This is a genomic window from Streptomyces sp. NPDC021020 (assembly GCF_044333285.1).
In the GTDB taxonomy this organism is placed as follows: domain Bacteria; phylum Actinomycetota; class Actinomycetes; order Streptomycetales; family Streptomycetaceae; genus Actinacidiphila.
Map to the genome: position 1 here is coordinate 1 of NZ_JBIRQQ010000009.1, position 18,969 is coordinate 18,969.

An 18,969-nucleotide genomic window follows, 5' to 3' on the forward strand; every position below is an offset into this window, starting at 1 on the left:
GGTGGTCCGGTACGAACCGAACTGCCCCTTCGGGCCGGTGACGACGTGACGGCACGTCGTGGCTGGTCGCGCAGTTCCCCGCGCCCCTAAAAACGCTCGCCCGGCGGCGCAGGCGTGCCCTAAAAACGCTCGCCCGGCGCGTAGCCGTGCCCTCAAGGTGCGTGCCCGGCGGCGCAGCCGCAGCCTCCCCCCGGCAGGGGGTCAGCGGAGGGGGAGGGGGAGTCCGGACACCGTCAGGAGGACGTGTTCGGACTCAGAAGCGATCGCGGCGTTGAGAACGCCGAGCTCATCGCGGAAGCGGCGGCCCGACGCCGTCGCGGGGACGACCCCCGCGCCCACCTCGTTGGTGACGGCCACCGCGGTGCGGCGGGTCGCGCGCCACGCGGTGACGAGTTCGTCGACCCGCGCGCGGACGCGCCGTGCGGCGCCCGCGTGCCAGGCCGCGTCGTCCCACGCCCCCTCCTCGTCGAGGACGTGCGTGAGCCACAGCGCGAGGCAGTCGACGAGGAGCGGCGGGCCGCCGGCCTCCGCGAGGAGGGGGACGAGGTCGCAGGTCTCCAGCGTGCGCCAGCCCGCGGGGCGGCGCTCGCGGTGGCGGGAGACGCGCTCGGCCCACTCCGTGTCGCCCTCGCGGGTGCCGCCCGTGGCGACGTACACGACCTCGGGGAAGGCGGCCAGCCGCCGCTCCGCCTCGGCGGACTTGCCGGAGCGCGCGCCGCCGGTGACCAGGGTGCGGCGCGGCACGTCCGGCACCTCGTGGTAGTCGCCGGCGGTGAGCGTCGTCCCGTCGGGGACGGCCCGCGCCCCGTACGCGGCGAGCCGGCGGCCGAGTTCGGGCCGCGGCGGCGCGTCGTGGCCGATGTGCAGGGCGACGACGTCGGTCGTGCCGGTGACCGCCCCGGCCGCCCGCAGCCGTGCGAGCGCGTCCGGCCGCCCCACCGCGTCGAGCAGCACGAGGTCGTACGGTGGCTCGCCCGCGCCCTCCGCGAGGCCCGCGGGCGCGCAGCCGGGCGGCAGGTAGAGCAGCCGCCGGCCCGCGGGCGACTCGACGCCGTAGCCCGTGCCCGGCGCGTCCATGGCCAGCGCCCGCACCTTGTGGCCGGTGATGAGGGTGAGCCGCTGCCCGTCGGGCACCCGGGCGGGCGCGGGCAGGCCCGCCGGGATCTCCACGGCGGGCCCGTCGTGCGGGTGCGAGAGCAGCACGAGCCGCAGTCCCGCGAGGCTGTGCCCGGCCCGCGCGGCGGCCAGCGCGACCCCGGGGGTCAGGTCGAGCAGCACCACGTCGTCGACGAGTACGGCACTGGGTGCGCGGCCGCCGTCGCCCGTCGCGAGGGCGCACGCCGCGCAGGGGCAGTCGGGGACGGGCAGGCCCGCGGGCCCCGCGGTGCCGAGCAGAGTCGCTTCCACGGACACGATCGTCTCGCGTCCGCCCGCCCCGGGCGCGCGGGGTCCGCCATGTGGCGACCGTCCCCACCCGCGCGTCCTGCGGCTACGCTGCCAGGGCAGGCCCCGTCAGCAGACGTACGAGGAGACCTACATGGCGTGGACGTGGCGGTTCGAGACGGCCGACGGCACCGCGGTGGAGCCCGCGGTGCAGCCCGAGGAGTTCACCACACAGGGGGACGCCGAGTCCTGGCTCGGCCTGTACTGGAAGGAACTGCTGGAGGGCGGCGCGGAGCAGGTCGTCCTCAGCGACGGCGACACCAAGATCTACGGCCCGATGAGCCTGCACGCCGAGGTCTGAGCCCCGTCCCCGCCCGCCGGTCGGGCGAGGACAGCTAGTCGAGCGAGGACAGCGTCACTTCCGCGGTCTTCGTCGAACCGTCCCGGTCGTAGGTGACCTTCACCTTCTGGCCCGGCTTCAGTTCGGCGAGGGCCGCGGTCAGCGACTGGACGGTCGTGACCGTCGTGCCGCCCAGCTTCGTGATGACGTCCCCGGACCGCAGCCCCGCCTTCGCGGCCGCGCCGCCCTTCGTGACGGACACGACCGCCACCCCGGCGGGCTGCTGATCGGGGCCGACCACGCCGCGGACGGTCACGCCGAGCGCCGCCCGGCCGGAGTTCGTCACCTTGCCGTTCTTGATGATCTGGTCGGCGATCCGCTTGACCGCCGACGCCGGGATCGCGAAGCCGATGCCGGGTGCCGCGCCGCTGCCCAGTTGCGGGTCGGTCGCCGCGAGCGTCGGGATGCCGATGACCTGGTTGTCCAGGTTGACCAGCGCGCCGCCGCTGTTGCCGGGGTTGATCGCCGCGGACGTCTGCACCATGTCAGGGATCGTCGCGCCCGTCCCGCCGCCCGACGCGCTCTCGCTCACCGTGCGGTCCGTGGCCGACACGATGCCCTGCGTGACGCTGCTGGACAGGCCCAGTGGATTGCCCATCGCCAGCACGATCTGGCCCACCGAGACCTTCGACGAATCCCCGAACTGCGCGGGCTTGAGGCCCTTCGGCGGGGATTCCAGCCGGATGACGGCCAGGTCGTTCGCCGGGAAGGACGAGACGAGCTTCGCGTCGAGCGGGCTGCCGCCCGTGGCCAGCGACACCTGGAAGGTGGTGGCATTGCCGATGACGTGGGCGTTCGTGACGATGTCGCCCTTGTCGTCGTAGACCACGCCGGAGCCCAGGTCCTGGTCGGTCGTGATCTGCACGACCGACGGCAGCACCTCCTTGACGGTGCTCTCGTACGCCGACTGGAGCTCCCCGCCGCCCCCGGACGCCGCGACCGCGGCAGGGGCCGCGCTCACCGGGTCCGCGGCGCTCCCGCCGCCGCTCGTGCAGGAGGTCGCCCCCACCGCGAGGGCTGCACAGGCGGCGCCGGCCAGGACGCGGGTACTCCGGAGTGCGCTCATGCCCCGAGCCTCGCCCTTCCCCCGGCCGCGCACCCGCCCGCCGCGTCCATCCGGGTCCCCGGGGGACGCCCCGGGCTGCCCCTTGCGGTGGCCGTCGCGACCAGCCGCGGTCAAGGGACGGTCCCGCGACGGCAGAACGAGGCAGCCTGTAGGGTCGCCGCCGCCGGCGGAAAGCGGACCGCCCACCGCAAGAGGCAGCCCCCGAGAGCCCGCGCTACGCGCGGATGCCGCAGACGTGGAGGAGCGCGGCGACCGCGCGGTAGGGGTCGGTCCGCCCCGCGGTCTCCTCCGCGTCGAGGAGGGCGGCAAGAGCACCCGGCGCCGCGGGGGCCGTCGCGTGGTCGGGGGCCGCGTCGGTGAAGACCCGTACGCCGTACCACGTGTGCAGCGGCACGTTGATGCCGGTGAGCGTCGCGGTGAGCGGCGCGAGCCGGTCCGCCCGGGTCGCGAGCCCGAGGCGGTTGACGTACCCCTCGGAGGTGAAGGCGTGCAGCGCGGAGGGGAAGTCGCCGAGCAGCCCCGGCCGCATGGCCAGCGCGTCCCCGTTGCGTACCAGCAGCGACAGCAGCCCGCCGGGCGCGAGGACCCGCGCGAGCGCGGCGAGCAGCGGCTCGGGATCGGCCACGTACATGAGCACGCCGTGGCACAGGACGACGTCGAAGCACGCGGGCCCGAAGTGGCGTCCGGTCTCGCGGCCGTCGCCCTGGAGGACGACGACACGCGCCCGCACGTCCGCAGGCTCGGCCATGACCGCCGAGCGCAGCACACCGATCATCGCCGGGTCGGGTTCGAGGCCCGTGACGAGGTGCCCGGCGCGGGCCAGGCGTATCGCCTGGGTGCCCTGCCCGGGGCCGACGTCGAGCACGCGCAGACGGCGGCGCGCGGCGTGCGCGCCGCCGGGCGGCGGGAAGTGCAGGGCCAGCTGCTCGTCGAGCTGCCGGGAGACCAGCTCCTGGCGGACGGTGTTCCGCAGTCCGCCGAGGGCGCCCACCCAGGTGTCCGCCCCGCCGTGGAATCCGGCGGCGCCGGGCGGCCAGGCGTCCAGCCCGGCGTTCAGAGCTTGGCGCCGCGCGCGACCTGCGGCTTCGGGAGCCGCATCCGGCGCATCTGGAGCGTACGCATCAGGCCGTAGCTGACCGCGCGCTTGGTGTTCTGGTCGGGGAAGCGCTCGGCGAGCCGGCGGCGCAGCGAGATCGCGGTGATCACCGAGTCGATCACGATGAGCACGATGACCAGCAGCCACAGGATCAGCGAGAGGTTCTGGAGCGCGGGCAGCAGGCTGCCGATGAGGATGAGGATCGCCATCGGCAGGAAGAACTCCGCGACCCGGTAGCGCGAGTCGACGTAGTCGCGGGTGAATTTGCGCACGGGCCCCTGGTGCGCGGCCGGCAGGTTGCGCTCGTCGCCGTTGGCCAGCGCCTCGCGGCGCTTCGCGAGATCCTGGCGGCGCGCCTCGCGCGCGGCCTTGACCTGCGACTTGCGGTCGGTCGGCGTGTTGAGCGCCTTGCGGCGGCCGCTCTGGGCCTCGCTGCGCTTGGGCGTGGGGCGACCCTTGGGAGCCTGCGGGTCGCGGGTCTGGTCCTCAAGCACGGTGCCTACTGCTTGGGCCTGCTCATCTGGGGTACGACGTCGGAACACATCTCCCAGGTTACGTGGTTCCGCCGCGCTACCCCAGCCCCTCACCTACTCCTCGGGCAGGGGGACACCGAACCGTGATCGTCCTTGGGGAGGAGCGCATCCGGTCCCGAACAGTGCGGTAATGGAACCAGGGCCCGTAGGCTGGGGTCTGTAGAGGTGCTGGAGCAGTTGCCGGAGAAGGGGGCGCGCGAGGCCCATGAGCGGTGTCATGAAGCGGATGGGACTTATCTTCCGCGCGAAGGCCAACAAGGCCCTGGACAGGGCCGAGGACCCGCGCGAGACGCTTGACTACTCGTACCAGAAGCAGCTGGAGCTGCTGCAGAAGGTGCGCCGGGGCGTGGCGGACGTCGCCACCTCCCGTAAGCGGCTGGAGCTGCAGCTCACCGAACTGCAGAAGAAGTCGGCGACCTACGAGGACCAGGGCCGCAAGGCGCTGGCGCTGGGCCGTGAGGACCTGGCGCGCGAGGCGCTGTCGCGGCGCGCGGCCCTCCAGCAGCAGGTCACCGACCTGGAGACGCAGCACACGCAGCTCCAGGGCGAGGAGGAGAAGCTCACGCTCGCCTCCCAGCGCCTGCAGGCCAAGGTGGACGCCTTCCGTACGAAGAAGGAGACCATCAAGGCCACCTACACCGCCGCGCAGGCCCAGACCCAGATCGGCGAGGCCTTCTCGGGCATCTCCGAGGAGATGGGCGACGTCGGCATGGCGATCCAGCGTGCCGAGGACAAGACGGAGCAGCTGCGCGCCCGGGCCGGCGCCCTGGACGAGCTGATCGCCTCCGGCGCCCTCGACGACCCGTCGGGCCTGGCCAAGGACGACATCCAGGCCGAGCTGGACCGGCTGTCCGGCGGCAGCGACGTCGAGCTGGAGCTGCAGCGGATGAAGGCGGAGCTGGCCGGCGGCACGACCACCCCGGCGATCGAGGGCGGCCAGCAGGGGCGGGACGCCCAGGGCCAGCCGCAGGACACCCCGAGGTTCGACAAGCAGTGACGCCGGGCGGTGGTCCGTGTGCCGGGTACGCCCGGCGGCGGACACCGCACCGGCGCGGCCGGCCCGTTCCGGGTACGTACGCCCCAGGCTCCGGTATCTCTCGACCCGCCCGGTATCCGTACCCCCGCAGGGCCGCGCCGCTGTTCCCGCACTTCCGCAGCCGTACCGCCCTTGAGTCGCAACGGAGCCGCAACGGAGGAGGCCGTCATGATCGCGCGGATCATGGGGGAGGGGCAGGTGAGGTTGGCGGACGCCGACCTCACCGAGCTCAACAAGCTGGACGACGAGCTGCTCGCCGCCGTCGAGGCCAGTGACGAGCAGGGCTTCCGGCGCACGCTGGGCGCCCTGCTCGACTCGGTCCGCCGACTCGGCGAACCGCTGCCCGACGACGCGCTGGAGCCCTCGCAGCTGATCCTCCCCGCGCCTGACGCCACACTCGAACAGGTCCGGGAGATGCTGCGCAACGACGGGCTGATCCCTGGCTAGGTGGTGGCGTGTGGGTCTCCGTGGGGGAAGGAGCGGGGTCCGGTGCGTGCAGCTGCAAGGCGGAGGAGGGAGGCAACGCGGAGCGTTGTGGACCGACGACAACGCGGCAGATGTGCGTGCCGGGGCACGCGACGCCGCGGAGACCCACACGCCACCACCCAGGACCTCCCGGCGGTTGGGCCTGCCCGCGCGGCTCTCGCGCCGGGCGCTGTGGACGGGGCTGCTGCTGGGCTGCGCCCTGTCGGTACTGCTCGCCCTGCTGGGGGTCGTCGACGGCTGGATCATCGCCCTCGTGGCGTGGGGCGGCACCGCCGTCGCGTTCGGCGACGCCCTGCGCAGCCGCCGCGCCTACGCCGCCTCCGCCGCCGAGCGGGAGCGGCGCGCCGCGCTCGCCCGCGACGAGGAGGCCAGGCGCCGGGTCGCCGAGGAGCGGCTGCGGATAGCCCGCGAGCTGCACGACGTGGTGGCCCACCAGATCGCGCTGGCCAATGTGCAGGCCTCCGTCGCCGCGCACGTCATGGACCGCCGCCCCGACCAAGCCCGGCAGGCGCTCGCGCACGCGCGCGAGGCCAGCCGCTCCGCGCTGGACGAGCTGCGCGCCACGGTCGGGCTGCTGCGGCTGCGCGGCGAGCCCGACGCACCCATGGAGCCCGCGCCCGGCCTGGGCCTGCTCGACCAGCTCCTCGACGGCTTCCGCCGCGAAGGCCTCCAGGTCACGGTGGAGTGCCTGTCGTCGCACGCCGGGGGGCCCGCGCCGGACGAGCGCCCGCCGCTGCCGGTCAGCGTGGACCTCACCGCCTACCGGGTGATCCAGGAGTCCCTGACCAACGTCCGCAAGCACGCGGGCCCGGGCGCCGGGGCAGTCGTCCGGATCCGCCGCGAGTCCGGGGCGCTGGAGGTCGTCGTGGACGACGACGGCACGTCCGCGGTGCCGGCCGCCGCCGGGGTTCCGCGGCAGGGGTCTGCCTGTACGTCCGCTGCCGCGGACGGGCACGGACTGCTGGGCATGTACGAGCGGGCCAACGCCCTCGGCGGCGTCTGCCGCGCGGGCGCCCGCCCCGGCGGGGGCTTCCGTGTGTGGGTCCGGCTGCCGCTGGCGGCGCGGCCGTACGTGGGCGCTCCCGCCCCGGCGGAAGGCGCTTAGGGGCCGCGGCTACGCGAAGAGCCGCGAGGGGATGAACGGATTCGGCGGCCGCATGCCGCGCAGGCACAGGTAGCCGGCGGTGGAGACCTCCAGACCGGCCGCGAGGCCGACGTCGACGGCCCATTCCTGCTCGGCGGTGAGTTCGGTGACGCGGACGGGGCGGCCCTCGGGCATCGTCAGCAGGGCGGCGGTGAGCAGGCGGGTCGCCAGGCGGCGGGAGGTCGCGGCGAGGGCCTGGACGCCGCGGTCGTCGGCGTAGCAGTAGCCGCTGCCCGCGAGGTCGTCGACGACGAGGAGGCGGAAGTGGCGCAGGAGCTGCTCGTGGTCGGGGCCGCGGGCGCCGCCGCGTGAGCGCCGGTCGACGGAGTCCATGAGGTCGCGGTGCCGCTCGGTGCCCTCGTGCACCGCGCCGTCCGGCGGCGGCAGCCGGGAGGGGTCGACGACGCCGGTCAGCCGCATCGCCGGGTGCAGCGTGAAGCCGGCCCTGCGGTACGTACGGGCCGCGACGGGGTTGCGGGAGCCGCAGATGACGCCGCGCAGGCACGCCCGCCCGTGCACCAGGGCCCGCGCCATGAGCGCCTTGCCGACGCCCTTGCCCTGCGCGCCCGGCGTCACCACCAGCAGCGACAGCCCCCAGGTGCCCTCCCGGCGGGAGGAGAGCACCGCGCCGACCGGGCCCGCCGTCTCGTCCTCGGCGATCCAGCAGCCGCCCGGGTCCGTCCTGGCCAGATGCCGGGTGCGGTCGAGTTCGCGGGCGTCGGCCGGCCGGGGCGGCGCGGCCGACCCGGCCGGGAGCGCGTGCGGGGCGGCGAAGGCCGCGGCGGTGATCTCCCGTACGAGCCCGGCGTCCGCGTCGTCGTCGCGTACCGGTCGAAGGATCACCGCCCCATCATCGCGCCGCACCGCCCCTCAGGACAGGGGTTACGGCAGCGCGAGCATCTGCTCCAGGGCGAGCTTGGCGTAGTGCTCGGTCTCGGCGTCGACCTGGATGCGGTTGACCGGCTTGCCGTCGGCCAGCGACTCCAGCGCCCACACCAGGTGGGGCAGGTCGATGCGGTTCATGGTCGAGCAGAAGCACACCGTCTTGTCGAGGAAGACGATCTGCTTGTCCGGGTGCGCCTTGGCGAGCCGCCGTACGAGGTTCAGCTCGGTGCCGATCGCCCACGCCGAGCCCGCGGGGGCGGATTCCAGCAGGGTGATGATGTGCTCGGTGGAGCCCACGTGGTCGGCGGCCATGACGACCTCGTGCCGGCACTCGGGGTGCACCAGCACGTTGACGCCGGGGATGCGGGCGCGGACGTCCTCGACCGACTCCAGCGAGAAGCGGCCGTGCACGGAGCAGTGGCCGCGCCACAGGATCATCTTCGCGTCCCGCAGCTGCTCGGCGGTCAGCCCGCCGTTCGGCTTGTGCGGGTTGTAGACGACGCAGTCGTCGAGCGACAGGCCCATGTCCCGGACGGCGGTGTTGCGGCCCAGGTGCTGGTCGGGCAGGAAGAGCACCTTCTCGCCCTGCGCGAAGGCCCACTCCAGCGCCCGCCGGGCGTTGGACGACGTGCAGATGGTGCCGCCGTGCCGCCCGGTGAAGGCCTTGATGTCCGCCGAGGAGTTCATGTACGAGACGGGCACGGTCACGCCGTCCACCCCGGCGTCGGCGAGCACGTCCCAGCACTCGGCGACCTGCTCGGCGGTGGCCATGTCGGCCATCGAGCAGCCCGCGGCCAGGTCCGGCAGGATCACCTGCTGGCGGTCGGAGGTCAGGATGTCGGCGGACTCCGCCATGAAGTGGACGCCGCAGAAGACGATGTACTCCGCCTCGGGCCGCGCGGCCGCGTCCCGCGCGAGCTTGAACGAGTCGCCCGTGACGTCGGCGAACTCGATGACCTCGTCGCGCTGGTAGTGGTGGCCCAGGACGAAGACCTTTTCGCCGAGGCGGGCCTTCGCGGCCCGGGCGCGCTCCACCAGATCCGGGTCGGACGGCGCCGGAAGGTCGCCCGGGCATTCCACGCCGCGCTCGCTGCGTGGGTCGGACTCGCGGCCGAGCAGCAGCAGTGCGAGCGGCGTGGGCTGTACGTCCAGAGTTTCGGTGGTGGTCACGGGCCGGACGCCCTTTCTTCGGCAGCGCAGTGCTTTTCGTCTATTTGACGCTATCTATCATAGCCCGTTCGCGTCACATTGACGATGCCTGGACGCGTCAGTGTGACGCATTCGATCCGCGCGCACCTGTGCGAGCATGGGGGGACGAACACGCCGCGGCCCCCGCCGCGGGCGCCGGAATGAATCCGGAAGGGCGCCGGTTAGCAGTCGGTAAGCCAGTAGTCCGTACAACCCGGGAGTGAGCAGATGACGGTTCAGGACGAGACCACCACCACGGACGGCATCATCCTGTCCGAGGCCGCGGCCTCCAAGGTCAAGAGCCTGCTGGAGCAGGAGGGCCGGGAAGACCTCGCGCTGCGGGTCGCCGTCCAGCCCGGCGGCTGCTCGGGCCTGCGCTACCAGCTCTTCTTCGACGAGCGCTCGCTCGACGGCGACGTGGTCAAGGACTTCGGCGGCGTCAAGGTCGTCACCGACCGCATGAGCGCGCCGTACCTCGGCGGGGCGTCGATCGACTTCGTCGACACGATCGAGAAGCAGGGCTTCACGATCGACAACCCGAACGCGACGGGCTCCTGCGCCTGCGGCGACTCCTTCAGCTAGGCCTTAGCGCTCCGCGCCGGGTACGCCTTCTCCGGCCGCGCCGGGTGAGCGTTTTTAGGGGCGCGGGGAACTGCGCGACCAGCCACGACGTACCGTCACGTCGCCACCGGCCCGAAGGGGCAGTACGGTCCGTACCGGACCACCGGCCGGTGGTGGGCTGAGCGCGCAGTTCCCCGCGCCCCTTAAGCGCTCGCCCCGCGCCGCAGCCGCTAGCTCATCGCCGGTTGGGCGAGGACGTACGAGGTGGGGGAGCCCTCAGGCGTGGCGGTGAAGAGCCACGACGGGACGAGGGCCTGGCCCCCGCCGGCGAGGAACTGCGGGGAGAGCCCGAAGCGGGCCCCGCTGACGTCCACCGGGACGCCCCGCGTGGCCGGCGCGGTCGCGCAGGCGGTGGACGCGACGCCCGCGTCCGTCATCCCCCCGCTGCGGCACCCTGTGCCGCCGGGATGCATCGGCTGCCGCGCGGGCAGCTCCTCGAACGCCCGCTCCGCACCGACCACGCTCTTCCGCTCACCTGCCACGAGCTGCGCGAGGTGCCCGTGCGCGCTGCCGACCACGCCGTCCTGCGTGACGGTCACCGCGGTCTCCCAGCCCCTCGTGGGCAGTCCGCCGACCACCGGGTCCGCGGTCACCGTCCGGGACGTACCGGCTGTGCGCGAGGCGCCGACCTCCGCGTCGGACTGGCCGAGCGCGTCGAGGACGGGCGCGGCCACCGCCCACGCCTGCCGCTCCGGCACGACCGTGCGGGAGGCCGGGGCGCCCTGCCCGTTGCGGGCGTACGACCAGACGCCCGGCGCGTCCTTGGCAACCAGCAGCGCCGGGCCCGTACCGTCCCGTGGGCCGACCCGCCAGGAGGTGCCGTCGTCGGCGACGGGGCCGGTCAGGCCCAGTGCGGACGCGAGGCGGGTGACCGCCGTACGGTCGGGGCCGCCCGCCGCGGGCCGGTAGAGGGGGGTCGGGCCGGGTACGTCGTCGGGCAGTGCGCCGGTCAGCTGGTAGGAGCCGGAGCCCGAGGGGAGCGCGGGCGCGGGCAGCACCAGGTTGTGCTTCGGGCCCGCGTAGTGCGAAGGCATGATCGGCGCGACCGGGTGCACACCCCCGCCCTCGCCCCCGCCCGCTATCCCCAGGAACGCCGTGCCCGCGATGCCGGCCACCACCGCGGCCACGGCGGCGCCGATCATCAGCCGCCGCCTGCGGTCGGTGCGGTCGCCCGGCCATTCGTCGAGGCCTGCGTGTTCGTGTTCGCCGCTCATCGCGCGCCCTCCTCGGCTCCGTCATCCGCCAGGTGCCGATGGGACGCGGCGGGGCGCGCGCCGGTTCCGCGCTACGGGACGGGGCTCAGGCCCCGTACTCCGCCATGCCCGCCACCACGTGGGCGGACGAGGCCGGGACGGTGATGCCGTGCGGGCCCGCGGCCCGCTCGACCGGGGCGGCGGCAGGGGCGGCGTGCCAGTGCGCGGCCATCTTCCGGCAGTCGCCCATCAGCTCCTCCATCGAGTCGGGCTCGGCGAGCGGAGCGGGGGCGATCGAGGACGGGACGGCCGTGCCGTGTGACGTAGCGCTCATACCTCCGACACTGGCACGGCCGGGGCGGGGGAGAAAGCCCTACTATCGGGTAGTTTCACCAGGTCGCCGGGTTCTCCGCCCGCAACCCGGGGTAAACCGCGGATGTCCCGGCGCCGCACCGGATTGCCGGTAGCGTGGACGACTGCCCGGACCCACGCAACCCCCCAGGTCCCATTCCCCCGTCACCACAGGAGCCTGCCGCCGTGCGCATCGCCGTCACCGGATCCATCGCCACCGACCATCTGATGACCTTCCCCGGCCGCTTCTCCGACCAGCTGGTCGCCGACCAGCTGCACACCGTGTCGCTGTCCTTCCTGGTCGACTCGCTGGACGTCCGCCGCGGCGGCGTCGGCGCGAACATCAGCTACGGCATGGGCCTGCTCGGCACCCAGCCCATCCTGGTCGGCGCCGCGGGCAACGACTTCGGCGAATACCGCGCCTGGCTCCAGCGGCACGGTGTCGACACCGCCTCCGTGCGCATCTCCGAGGTGCTGCACACCGCCCGCTTCATCTGCACCACCGACGCCGACCACAACCAGATCGGCTCCTTCTACACCGGCGCCATGAGCGAGGCCCGGCTCATCGAGCTGCAGCACGTCGCCGACCGCGTCGGCGGCCTCGACCTGGTCTCCATCGGCGCCGACGACCCCGAGGCGATGATCCGCCACACCGAGGAGTGCCGCTCCCGCGGCATCGCCTTCGCCGCGGACTTCTCCCAGCAGATCGCCCGGATGAACGGCGACGACATCCGCGTCCTCGTCGACGGCGCCGCGTACCTCTTCAACAACGAGTACGAAAAGGGCCTCATCGAGACCAAGACCGGCTGGACCGAGGAGGACATCCTCGGCCGGGTCGGCGTCCGCGTCACCACCCTCGGCCCGCGCGGTGTGCGGATCGACCGCAAGGGCGAGGAGCCGATCGTCGTCGGCTGCGCCGAGGAGCAGGCGAAGGTCGACCCCACGGGCGTCGGCGACGGCTTCCGCGCCGGCTTCCTCTCCGGCCTCGCGTGGGGCGTCAGCCTTGAGCGCGCCGCGCAGGTGGGCTGCATGCTGGCGACTCTGGTCATCGAGACGCTGGGCACGCAGGAGTACGAGTTGAAGCGCACGCACTTCATGGAGCGCTTCACCAAGGCGTACGGCGACGAAGCCGCCGCCGAGGTCCGCGCCCACCTGGGCTGAGGTCCCCCTTGCGCAGGGGGGCGAGCGTTTTAGGGGCGCGGGGAACTGCGCGAGCAACCCACCACCGGCCGGTGGTCCGGAAACGACAGCAACTGCCCCTTCGGGCCGGTGACTACCCGCGCCCCGGTGGGGGCGGGCCGCGCAGTTCCCCGCGCCCCTTCGGGGCGCAGCCCCGACGTTAGGTGCGGCGGCGGACTACGTAGGCCGTGCCCCGCGGAGCGGATTGCGGGCCCAGGTAGTCCTGGGAGCGCATCGCGCACCACGCCGGGATGTCCAGCGCGGCGGCCTCGTCGTCGGAGAGCACGGTCACCGTCCCGCCGACGGGGACCGCGTCGATGACCTTCGCCAGCTCGATCACCGGGATCGGGCACCGCTTGCCCAGCGCGTCCACGACGAGGCCCTCGTCCGGAGCGGGCTCCGGGGCCGGGGCCGGGCCCGGGGACGTGGGCGCCCCGAGGTGGGCGCGGACCTCGGCGACCACCGACGGCAGCACGTCGAGGAAGCGCTCGACCTCCGCGCGGGAGGTGCCCGGCGGGAGGGACACCCGGATGTTGCCCTCGGACAGCACGCCCATCGCCTTGAGGACATGGCTCGGCGTGAGCGTGCTGGAGGTGCAGGAGGAGCCGGACGACACGGAGAAGCCGGCCCGGTCCAGGCCGCCCAGGAGCGCCTCGCCGTCGACGTAGAGGCAGGAGAAGGTCACCAGGTGCGGCAGCCGCGCGGTGGCGTGGCCGACGACCTCGGTGTCGGGGACGAGCCGGGGCACCCGGGTACGGATGAGGTCGACGAGCGCGGAGAGCCGGGCCGCCTCGTCCGCGGCCCCCGCGCGGACGGCGCGCAGCGACGCGGCGGCGGCCACGACCGCCGGGAGGTTCGGGAAGCCGGGGGAGCGGCCCGACTCGCGCTCGTCCGCCGGGTGCGCGGGCGCGAAACGGGTGCCCTTGCGGACCGCGAGCAGGCCCACCCCGGGCGGCCCGCCCCACTTGTGCGCGCTGCCCGCCAGCAGCGACCAGCCCTCCTCCGCGGGGCCCCAGGCCAGTGACTGGGCCGCGTCCACGAGCAGCGGCACCCCCGCGGCCCGGCACACGGCGGCGGCCTCGCCCACCGGCTGGAGCGTGCCCACTTCGTGGTTGGCGGACTGGACGCAGGCCAGCGCGGTGTCGGGGCGCAGCGCCGCGGCGAGGTCGGCGGGGGAGAGCCGGCCGGTGCGGTCGACGCCGACCGCGGTGGCGTCGTACGCCTCGGCGGCGTGCAGCACGGCGGAGTGCTCGACGGCGGAGACCACGACATGGCGACCCGTCCTGCGCCGCCCGGCCATCGCCCCGGCCACCGCGGAGTGCAGCGCGGCCGTCCCCGAAGGAGTGAAAACCAGCTCGTCCGGGCGGCACCCGACGGCCTCGGCGGCGGCCTCCCGCGCCGCGTCCAGCAGCAGCCGCGCCCGCCGCCCCTCCCGGTACAGCCGCGCCGGGTCCGCCCACCCCTCGTCGAGCGCGGCGAGCAGCGCCTCGCGTGCGACGGGGTGCAGCGGAGCGGCGGAGGCCGTGTCGAAGTAGGGCACCCCCGCACGCTACCTCCGCGGATGCCGCGCCCGGCCGGCGCCCGTACCGCCGACGCGGTGACGGGCGGAGCGGCCGGCGTCCGGTCAGTGGGCGTCAGAAAGACGCCCTGAGCGTGGGATTCCACCCCTTCGGGGTGCGTCCCGGCGCGTTGGACCCCCTCCCCGTGCGACCCCAAATAGCGTCCAGTAGGGTTTGGTCCGCATAAACATCCACACCTCAATGCCTGCAGCTCGGGCCGACCGACCAGCACACGGCCGGAACACCCGGACGAGCGGGCGAGACTCTCGGGAAGGCGCTACGTGAGTCCCAACGGCTCCGACCTCCCCCCCAGCCCGGAGGGCATGGGAGGAACCCCCGCCCACAGCCCCCAGGGCGTGGGAGGTTCCTCCACGTCACGGCGCGGGTTGCGGCGGAGGCTCCCGCAGGCGCTGGCTGCGGGCCTGGTCCTTGCTATGGCCACCGGTTGCTCCTACAAGGACTATCCCCGGCTCGGTATGCCGAGCCCGGCCACCGAACAGGCTCCGCGGATCCTCGCCCTGTGGCAGGGCTCCTGGGCCGCGGCGCTGGCGACCGGCTGCCTGGTCTGGGGCCTGATCCTGTGGAGTGTGATCTTCCACCGGCGCAGCCGGACCAAGGTCGAGGTCCCTCCGCAGACCCGCTACAACCTGCCCATCGAGGCGCTCTACACGATCGTCCCGATCGTGGTGATCGCGGTGCTCTTCTACTTCACCGCACGCGACGAGAACAAGATTCTCGCGACGTCGAAGAAGCCCGACCACGTGGTCAACGTGGTGGGCTTCCAGTGGAGCTGGGGCTTCAACTACCTGGAGAACGTCGACGGTGACCCGTCGACCGGTGCCACGGTCCCGCCGGAGCTGTCCGAGATCCCGGCGAACAAGCTGCTCTTCCCGAAGGGCGCCGAGGGCGTCTACGACGTCGGCACCCCGGCGAGCGTGGACCCCGACACCGGCAACCCCGGCCCGACGCTGTGGCTGGCCGAGGGCCAGACGGTCCGCTTCGTGCTGACCTCGCGGGACGTCATCCACTCCTTCTGGATCGTGCCCTTCCTGATGAAGCAGGACGTCATCCCGGGCCACACCAACGTCTTCGAGGTGACCCCGAACAAGCTGGGCACGTTCATGGGCAAGTGCGCCGAACTGTGCGGCGTCGACCACTCGCGGATGCTCTTCAACGTGAAGGTCGTGACGCCCGAGCAGTACCAGCAGCACTTGAAGGACCTCGCCAAGGCGGGCAAGACGGGGTATCTCCCGTCCGGAATCGCCACGACGGGCAACGCGAAGAACTCGGAGCCCAAGACCACATGAGCATTCTCAACGAACCGCACGGGGCGGCGCCGGCCGACGACTCCTACGAGGACGAGATCCCGGCCCGCGTGAAGACCCCCGGCTCTGTGGCCGTGAAGTGGCTGACCACCACCGACCACAAGACGATCGGCACCCTGTACCTGGTCACGTCCTTCGCCTTCTTCCTCATCGGCGGCGTGATGGCGCTGCTGATGCGTGCGGAGCTGGCGCGGCCCGGCAACCAGTTCATGTCGAACGAGCAGTTCAACCAGGCGTTCACGATGCACGGCACCGTGATGCTGCTGATGTTCGCGACACCGCTGTTCGCGGGCTTCACCAACTGGATCATGCCGCTCCAGATCGGCGCCCCCGACGTCGCCTTCCCGCGGCTGAACATGTTCGCCTACTGGCTGTACCTGTTCGGCTCGCTCATCGCGGTCGGCGGCTTCCTCACCCCGCAGGGCGCGGCGGACTTCGGCTGGTTCGCGTACTCGCCGCTGTCCAGCGCGGTCAACTCGCCGGGTGTCGGCGCCGACATGTGGATCATGGGTCTGGCCTTCTCCGGCTTCGGCACCATCCTCGGCGCGGTCAACTTCATCACCACGATCATCTGCATGCGCGCACCGGGCATGACGATGTTCCGCATGCCGATCTTCGTGTGGAACGTGCTGCTGACCGCGGTCCTGGTCCTGCTCGCCTTCCCCGTGCTGGCCGCGGCGCTGCTCGCCCTGGAGGCCGACCGGAAATTCGGGGCGCACGTCTTCGACTCCGCGAACGGCGGGGCGCTGCTATGGCAACACCTCTTCTGGTTCTTCGGCCATCCAGAGGTGTACATCATCGCCTTGCCGTTCTTCGGCATCATCTCCGAGGTCATTCCGGTCTTCGCGCGCAAGCCGATGTTCGGCTACATCGGCCTGGTGGCCGCGACCATCTCCATCGCGGGCCTTTCCGTGACGGTGTGGGCGCACCACATGTACGTGACCGGCGGTGTGCTGCTGCCGTTCTTCTCCTTCATGACCTTCCTGATCGCGGTACCGACCGGTGTGAAGTTCTTCAACTGGATCGGCACCATGTGGAAGGGTTCGCTGAGTTTCGAGACACCGATGCTCTGGGCGATCGGCTTCCTGATCACCTTCGCCTTCGGCGGTCTGACCGGCGTCATCCTGGCCGCGCCGCCGCTGGACTTCCATGTGTCCGACTCGTACTTCGTGGTGGCGCACTTCCACTACGTGGTGTTCGGCACCGTCGTCTTCGCGATGTTCGCCGGCTTCCACTTCTGGTGGCCGAAGATGACCGGCAAGATGCTCGACGAGCGGCTTGGCAAGATCACCTTCTGGACGCTCTTCTTCGGCTTCCACGGCACCTTCCTGGTGCAGCACTGGCTCGGCGTCGAGGGCATGCCCCGCCGCTACGCCGACTACCTGGCGGCCGACGGTTTCACCACGCTGAACACGGTGTCGACGATCAGCTCGTTCCTGCTCGGTCTGTCGATACTGCCGTTCCTCTACAACGTGTGGAAGACGGCGAAGTACGGCAAGAAGGTCGAGGTCGACGACCCGTGGGGCTACGGCCGTTCGCTCGAATGGGCGACGTCCTGCCCGCCGCCGCGGCACAACTTCACCTCGCTGCCGCGTATCCGCTCCGAATCCCCGGCGTTCGACCTGCACCACCCGGAGATCGCGGCGATCGACGCCCTGGCGGGCCACGGAGCGAGCAGTTCGGCTATTTCCGGCGCTGAGGGCAAGGGAGCGGGCGAGTGAAGATCCAAGGATGGATGTTCGGCGGCTTCGCGGCCTTCATCCTCGCGGTGGCCGTCGTCTACGGCCTCTGGTCGAAGGAGCCGGCCGGCACCACCGCGCTGTTCCTGGGCTTCGGCCTGTGCACGATGATCGCGTTCTACCTCGGCTTCACCGCCAACCGGGCGGACACCGGGGCGATGGACCGCGAGGACGCCGACATCGCCGACGACGCGGGCGAGCTGGGCTTCTTCAGCCCGCACAGCTGGCAGCCGCTGATGCTGGCCACCGGTGGCGCCCTGGCCTTCATGGGCATCATCTTCGGCTGGTGGCTGCTGTTCTTCTCGATGCCGGTCATCCTCATGGGTGTCTTCGGCTGGGTGTTCGAGTACTACCGCGGCGCGGACCGCACGCAGTGACCGCGGGCTGACCCCGCAACGCTGCCCCGGGCGGGCCGCGGCACCCCACCAGGTGCCGCGGCCCGCCCCTTTTGCACCCCTCCGCCGTGCGGAACCGGCCCGGCGTTCTTACGTTGAGCCCATGAGCCACAACTCACGACACCGGATAGCGCTGAGCTGCGCCCTGCTCGCGGCTCCCCTCGCGGTGGGGCTCACCGCATGCAGCGGCGACGGCAACCCGCTCGCGGAGGCCCCGCACGAGTCCGCGGCCAAGGTCGCCTACTCGATCGCGGACGGCGGCAAGGCCGACCCCGGCAAGCCGCTCAAGGTCACCGTCAAGGACGACGGCAGCCGGATCACCGACGTCACGGCCACCGACGCCGCAGGACGCTTCGTGGCGGGCAAGCTCAGCGAGGACGGCCTCAGCTGGCAGTCCACCACCGCGCTGGCCGCCGGCGCCCACTACACGGTCCGGGTGAGCACCGAGGACTCCGACGGCCACCCCGGCCGCAAGACGCTGACCTTCGACACCACCCCGGCCGACGCCGGACTGCACGTCACCTTCGGCCCCGACGCGGGCACGTACGGCGTCGGGCAGCCCCTCACCGCGGCGCTGAGCGTCCCGGTCAAGTCCGCGGCGGCGCGCGCCGTCGTGGAGGCCCACCTCCAGGTGAGCAGCAGCCCCGCGGCGTCCCCCGGCTCCTGGTACTGGGTCGACGACCGCACCCTGCACTACCGCCCCAGCGCGTACTGGCCGGCGCACGCCCGGATAACGGCCAGCAGCACACTGGGCGGCGTCAAGGTCCAGGACAAGCTCTTCGGCGGCGCCGACAAGCCGCTCACCCTGCAGACCGGCGACCGCATCGAGGCGGTCACGGACGCGGCGACCGACCAGATGACCTTCAAGGACGACGGCAAGGTGGTCCGCACCCTGCCCGTCACGACCGGCAAGCCCGGCTTCGACACCCGCAACGGCATCAAGGTGGTGCTGGCCAAGGAGAGCTTCGTCCAGATGAAGAGCACCACCGTCGGCATCGCCGCGGGCAGCTCCGACTCGTACGACCTGCCCGTCTACTGGGCCACCCGGGTGACATGGAGCGGCGAGTACGTGCACGCCGCGCCCTGGTCCGTCGGCTCCCAGGGGTACGCCAACGTCAGCCACGGCTGCACGGGCATGAGCACCGACGACGCGCACTGGTTCTTCGACCATGTGCGCCCCGGCGACATCGTCCAGGTCGTCAACAGCCACGGCCCGACGATGACGCCCTTCGACAACGGCTTCGGCGACTGGAACCTCGACGAGGCCCAGTGGCTCAAGGGCAGCGCCCTGGGCAAGGCCACCGCGTCGAGCGCGCAGCAGGGCTCCGCGAGCACCGGTGTGAACCCGATGTCCAACCCCGCCCGGCTGCGCCCCGAGACGGCCTGAGCC

Annotated in this window: 19 protein-coding genes; 10 read left to right on the forward strand and 9 right to left on the reverse strand. The window is 72.7% G+C overall.

The features are described 5' to 3' along the window. Positions 1 to 201: 201 nt before the first annotated feature. Entirely contained in the window at positions 202 to 1,407 is a 1,206-nt protein-coding gene (locus tag ACH4SL_RS26050; RefSeq protein ID WP_398449677.1) for a bifunctional adenosylcobinamide kinase/adenosylcobinamide-phosphate guanylyltransferase, read from the reverse strand. Positions 1,408 to 1,537: 130 nt separating this feature from the next. On the opposite strand from ACH4SL_RS26050, the gene ACH4SL_RS26055 reads away from it, so the two are divergent. Continuing rightward, entirely contained in the window at positions 1,538 to 1,744 is a 207-nt protein-coding gene (locus ACH4SL_RS26055) for a hypothetical protein (protein ID WP_031520807.1), read from the forward strand. A gap of 34 nt (positions 1,745 to 1,778) precedes the next feature. Here ACH4SL_RS26055 and ACH4SL_RS26060 read toward each other — a convergent pair whose 3' ends face one another. From ACH4SL_RS26060 to ACH4SL_RS26070, 3 genes are all read right to left on the reverse strand, one after another. Next, complete coding sequence (locus ACH4SL_RS26060; protein ID WP_398449679.1) at positions 1,779 to 2,849, reverse strand: S1C family serine protease; 1,071 nt, start codon at positions 2,847 to 2,849, stop codon at positions 1,779 to 1,781. A gap of 214 nt (positions 2,850 to 3,063) precedes the next feature. After that, complete coding sequence (locus ACH4SL_RS26065) at positions 3,064 to 3,840, reverse strand: class I SAM-dependent methyltransferase (RefSeq protein ID WP_398449681.1); 777 nt, start codon at positions 3,838 to 3,840, stop codon at positions 3,064 to 3,066. A 62-nt stretch (positions 3,841 to 3,902) separates the two neighbouring features. Continuing rightward, positions 3,903 to 4,487 (reverse strand): DUF3043 domain-containing protein, encoded by a 585-nt coding sequence (locus ACH4SL_RS26070; RefSeq protein WP_398449683.1) that lies wholly within the window; start codon positions 4,485 to 4,487, stop codon positions 3,903 to 3,905. A 196-nt stretch (positions 4,488 to 4,683) separates the two neighbouring features. On the opposite strand from ACH4SL_RS26070, the gene ACH4SL_RS26075 reads away from it, so the two are divergent. From ACH4SL_RS26075 to ACH4SL_RS26085, 3 genes are all read left to right on the forward strand, one after another. After that, positions 4,684 to 5,475, forward strand: a complete 792-nt coding sequence (locus ACH4SL_RS26075; protein ID WP_398449685.1) for a PspA/IM30 family protein — start codon at positions 4,684 to 4,686, stop codon at positions 5,473 to 5,475. Positions 5,476 to 5,682: 207 nt separating this feature from the next. Next, positions 5,683 to 5,961 (forward strand): hypothetical protein, encoded by a 279-nt coding sequence (locus tag ACH4SL_RS26080; protein WP_398449687.1) that lies wholly within the window; start codon positions 5,683 to 5,685, stop codon positions 5,959 to 5,961. A gap of 85 nt (positions 5,962 to 6,046) precedes the next feature. Then, the gene (locus tag ACH4SL_RS26085) at positions 6,047 to 7,105 is read left to right on the forward strand and encodes a sensor histidine kinase (RefSeq protein ID WP_398449689.1); all 1,059 of its coding nucleotides are present in this window, start codon (positions 6,047 to 6,049) and stop codon (positions 7,103 to 7,105) included. Between the two features lie 9 nt (positions 7,106 to 7,114). On the opposite strand, the gene ACH4SL_RS26090 is transcribed toward ACH4SL_RS26085, so the two are convergent. Together ACH4SL_RS26090 and nadA are read right to left on the reverse strand one after the other, a co-directional pair. After that, a complete protein-coding gene (locus ACH4SL_RS26090) occupies positions 7,115 to 7,987 on the reverse strand; it encodes a GNAT family N-acetyltransferase (RefSeq protein WP_398449691.1) in 873 nt (290 codons plus the stop codon). A gap of 39 nt (positions 7,988 to 8,026) precedes the next feature. Further along, the gene (gene nadA, locus ACH4SL_RS26095; protein ID WP_398449693.1) at positions 8,027 to 9,199 is read right to left on the reverse strand and encodes a quinolinate synthase NadA; all 1,173 of its coding nucleotides are present in this window, start codon (positions 9,197 to 9,199) and stop codon (positions 8,027 to 8,029) included. Between the two features lie 246 nt (positions 9,200 to 9,445). Here nadA and ACH4SL_RS26100 point away from each other — a divergent pair, with 246 nt between their 5' ends. Next, positions 9,446 to 9,799, forward strand: coding sequence for an iron-sulfur cluster assembly accessory protein (locus ACH4SL_RS26100; protein ID WP_031520826.1), 354 nt, complete (start codon positions 9,446 to 9,448; stop codon positions 9,797 to 9,799). Positions 9,800 to 10,008: 209 nt separating this feature from the next. On the opposite strand, the gene ACH4SL_RS26105 is transcribed toward ACH4SL_RS26100, so the two are convergent. Both ACH4SL_RS26105 and ACH4SL_RS26110 read right to left on the reverse strand, forming a co-directional pair. Continuing rightward, positions 10,009 to 11,052 (reverse strand): hypothetical protein, encoded by a 1,044-nt coding sequence (locus ACH4SL_RS26105; protein ID WP_398449695.1) that lies wholly within the window; start codon positions 11,050 to 11,052, stop codon positions 10,009 to 10,011. A gap of 85 nt (positions 11,053 to 11,137) precedes the next feature. Then, a complete protein-coding gene (locus tag ACH4SL_RS26110; protein ID WP_398449697.1) occupies positions 11,138 to 11,365 on the reverse strand; it encodes a hypothetical protein in 228 nt (75 codons plus the stop codon). Positions 11,366 to 11,568: 203 nt separating this feature from the next. Here ACH4SL_RS26110 and ACH4SL_RS26115 point away from each other — a divergent pair, with 203 nt between their 5' ends. Continuing rightward, complete coding sequence (locus ACH4SL_RS26115) at positions 11,569 to 12,543, forward strand: carbohydrate kinase family protein (RefSeq protein WP_398449699.1); 975 nt, start codon at positions 11,569 to 11,571, stop codon at positions 12,541 to 12,543. Between the two features lie 178 nt (positions 12,544 to 12,721). Here the strand turns inward: ACH4SL_RS26115 and ACH4SL_RS26120 are convergent, their stop codons facing one another. Continuing rightward, complete coding sequence (locus ACH4SL_RS26120; protein ID WP_398449701.1) at positions 12,722 to 14,101, reverse strand: cysteine desulfurase/sulfurtransferase TusA family protein; 1,380 nt, start codon at positions 14,099 to 14,101, stop codon at positions 12,722 to 12,724. 342 nt (positions 14,102 to 14,443) lie between these two features. Here ACH4SL_RS26120 and ACH4SL_RS26125 point away from each other — a divergent pair, with 342 nt between their 5' ends. From ACH4SL_RS26125 to ACH4SL_RS26140, 4 genes are all read left to right on the forward strand, one after another. Continuing rightward, on the forward strand, positions 14,444 to 15,427 hold the full coding sequence (locus ACH4SL_RS26125; protein WP_398449703.1) for a cytochrome c oxidase subunit II: 984 nt from the start codon (positions 14,444 to 14,446) through the stop codon (positions 15,425 to 15,427). Beyond that, positions 15,424 to 17,166 (forward strand): cytochrome c oxidase subunit I, encoded by a 1,743-nt coding sequence (gene ctaD / locus ACH4SL_RS26130; RefSeq protein WP_398449706.1) that lies wholly within the window; start codon positions 15,424 to 15,426, stop codon positions 17,164 to 17,166. The genes ACH4SL_RS26125 and ctaD overlap by 4 nt, the downstream gene beginning before the upstream one ends. Then, positions 17,163 to 17,561, forward strand: a complete 399-nt coding sequence (locus ACH4SL_RS26135; protein WP_398449708.1) for a cytochrome c oxidase subunit 4 — start codon at positions 17,163 to 17,165, stop codon at positions 17,559 to 17,561. The genes ctaD and ACH4SL_RS26135 overlap by 4 nt, the downstream gene beginning before the upstream one ends. Before the next feature lie 121 nt (positions 17,562 to 17,682). Further along, positions 17,683 to 18,966: an Ig-like domain-containing protein gene (locus ACH4SL_RS26140; protein WP_398449710.1), complete on the forward strand. Its 1,284-nt coding sequence runs from the start codon at positions 17,683 to 17,685 to the stop codon at positions 18,964 to 18,966. The last annotated feature ends 3 nt before the right edge of the window (positions 18,967 to 18,969 follow it).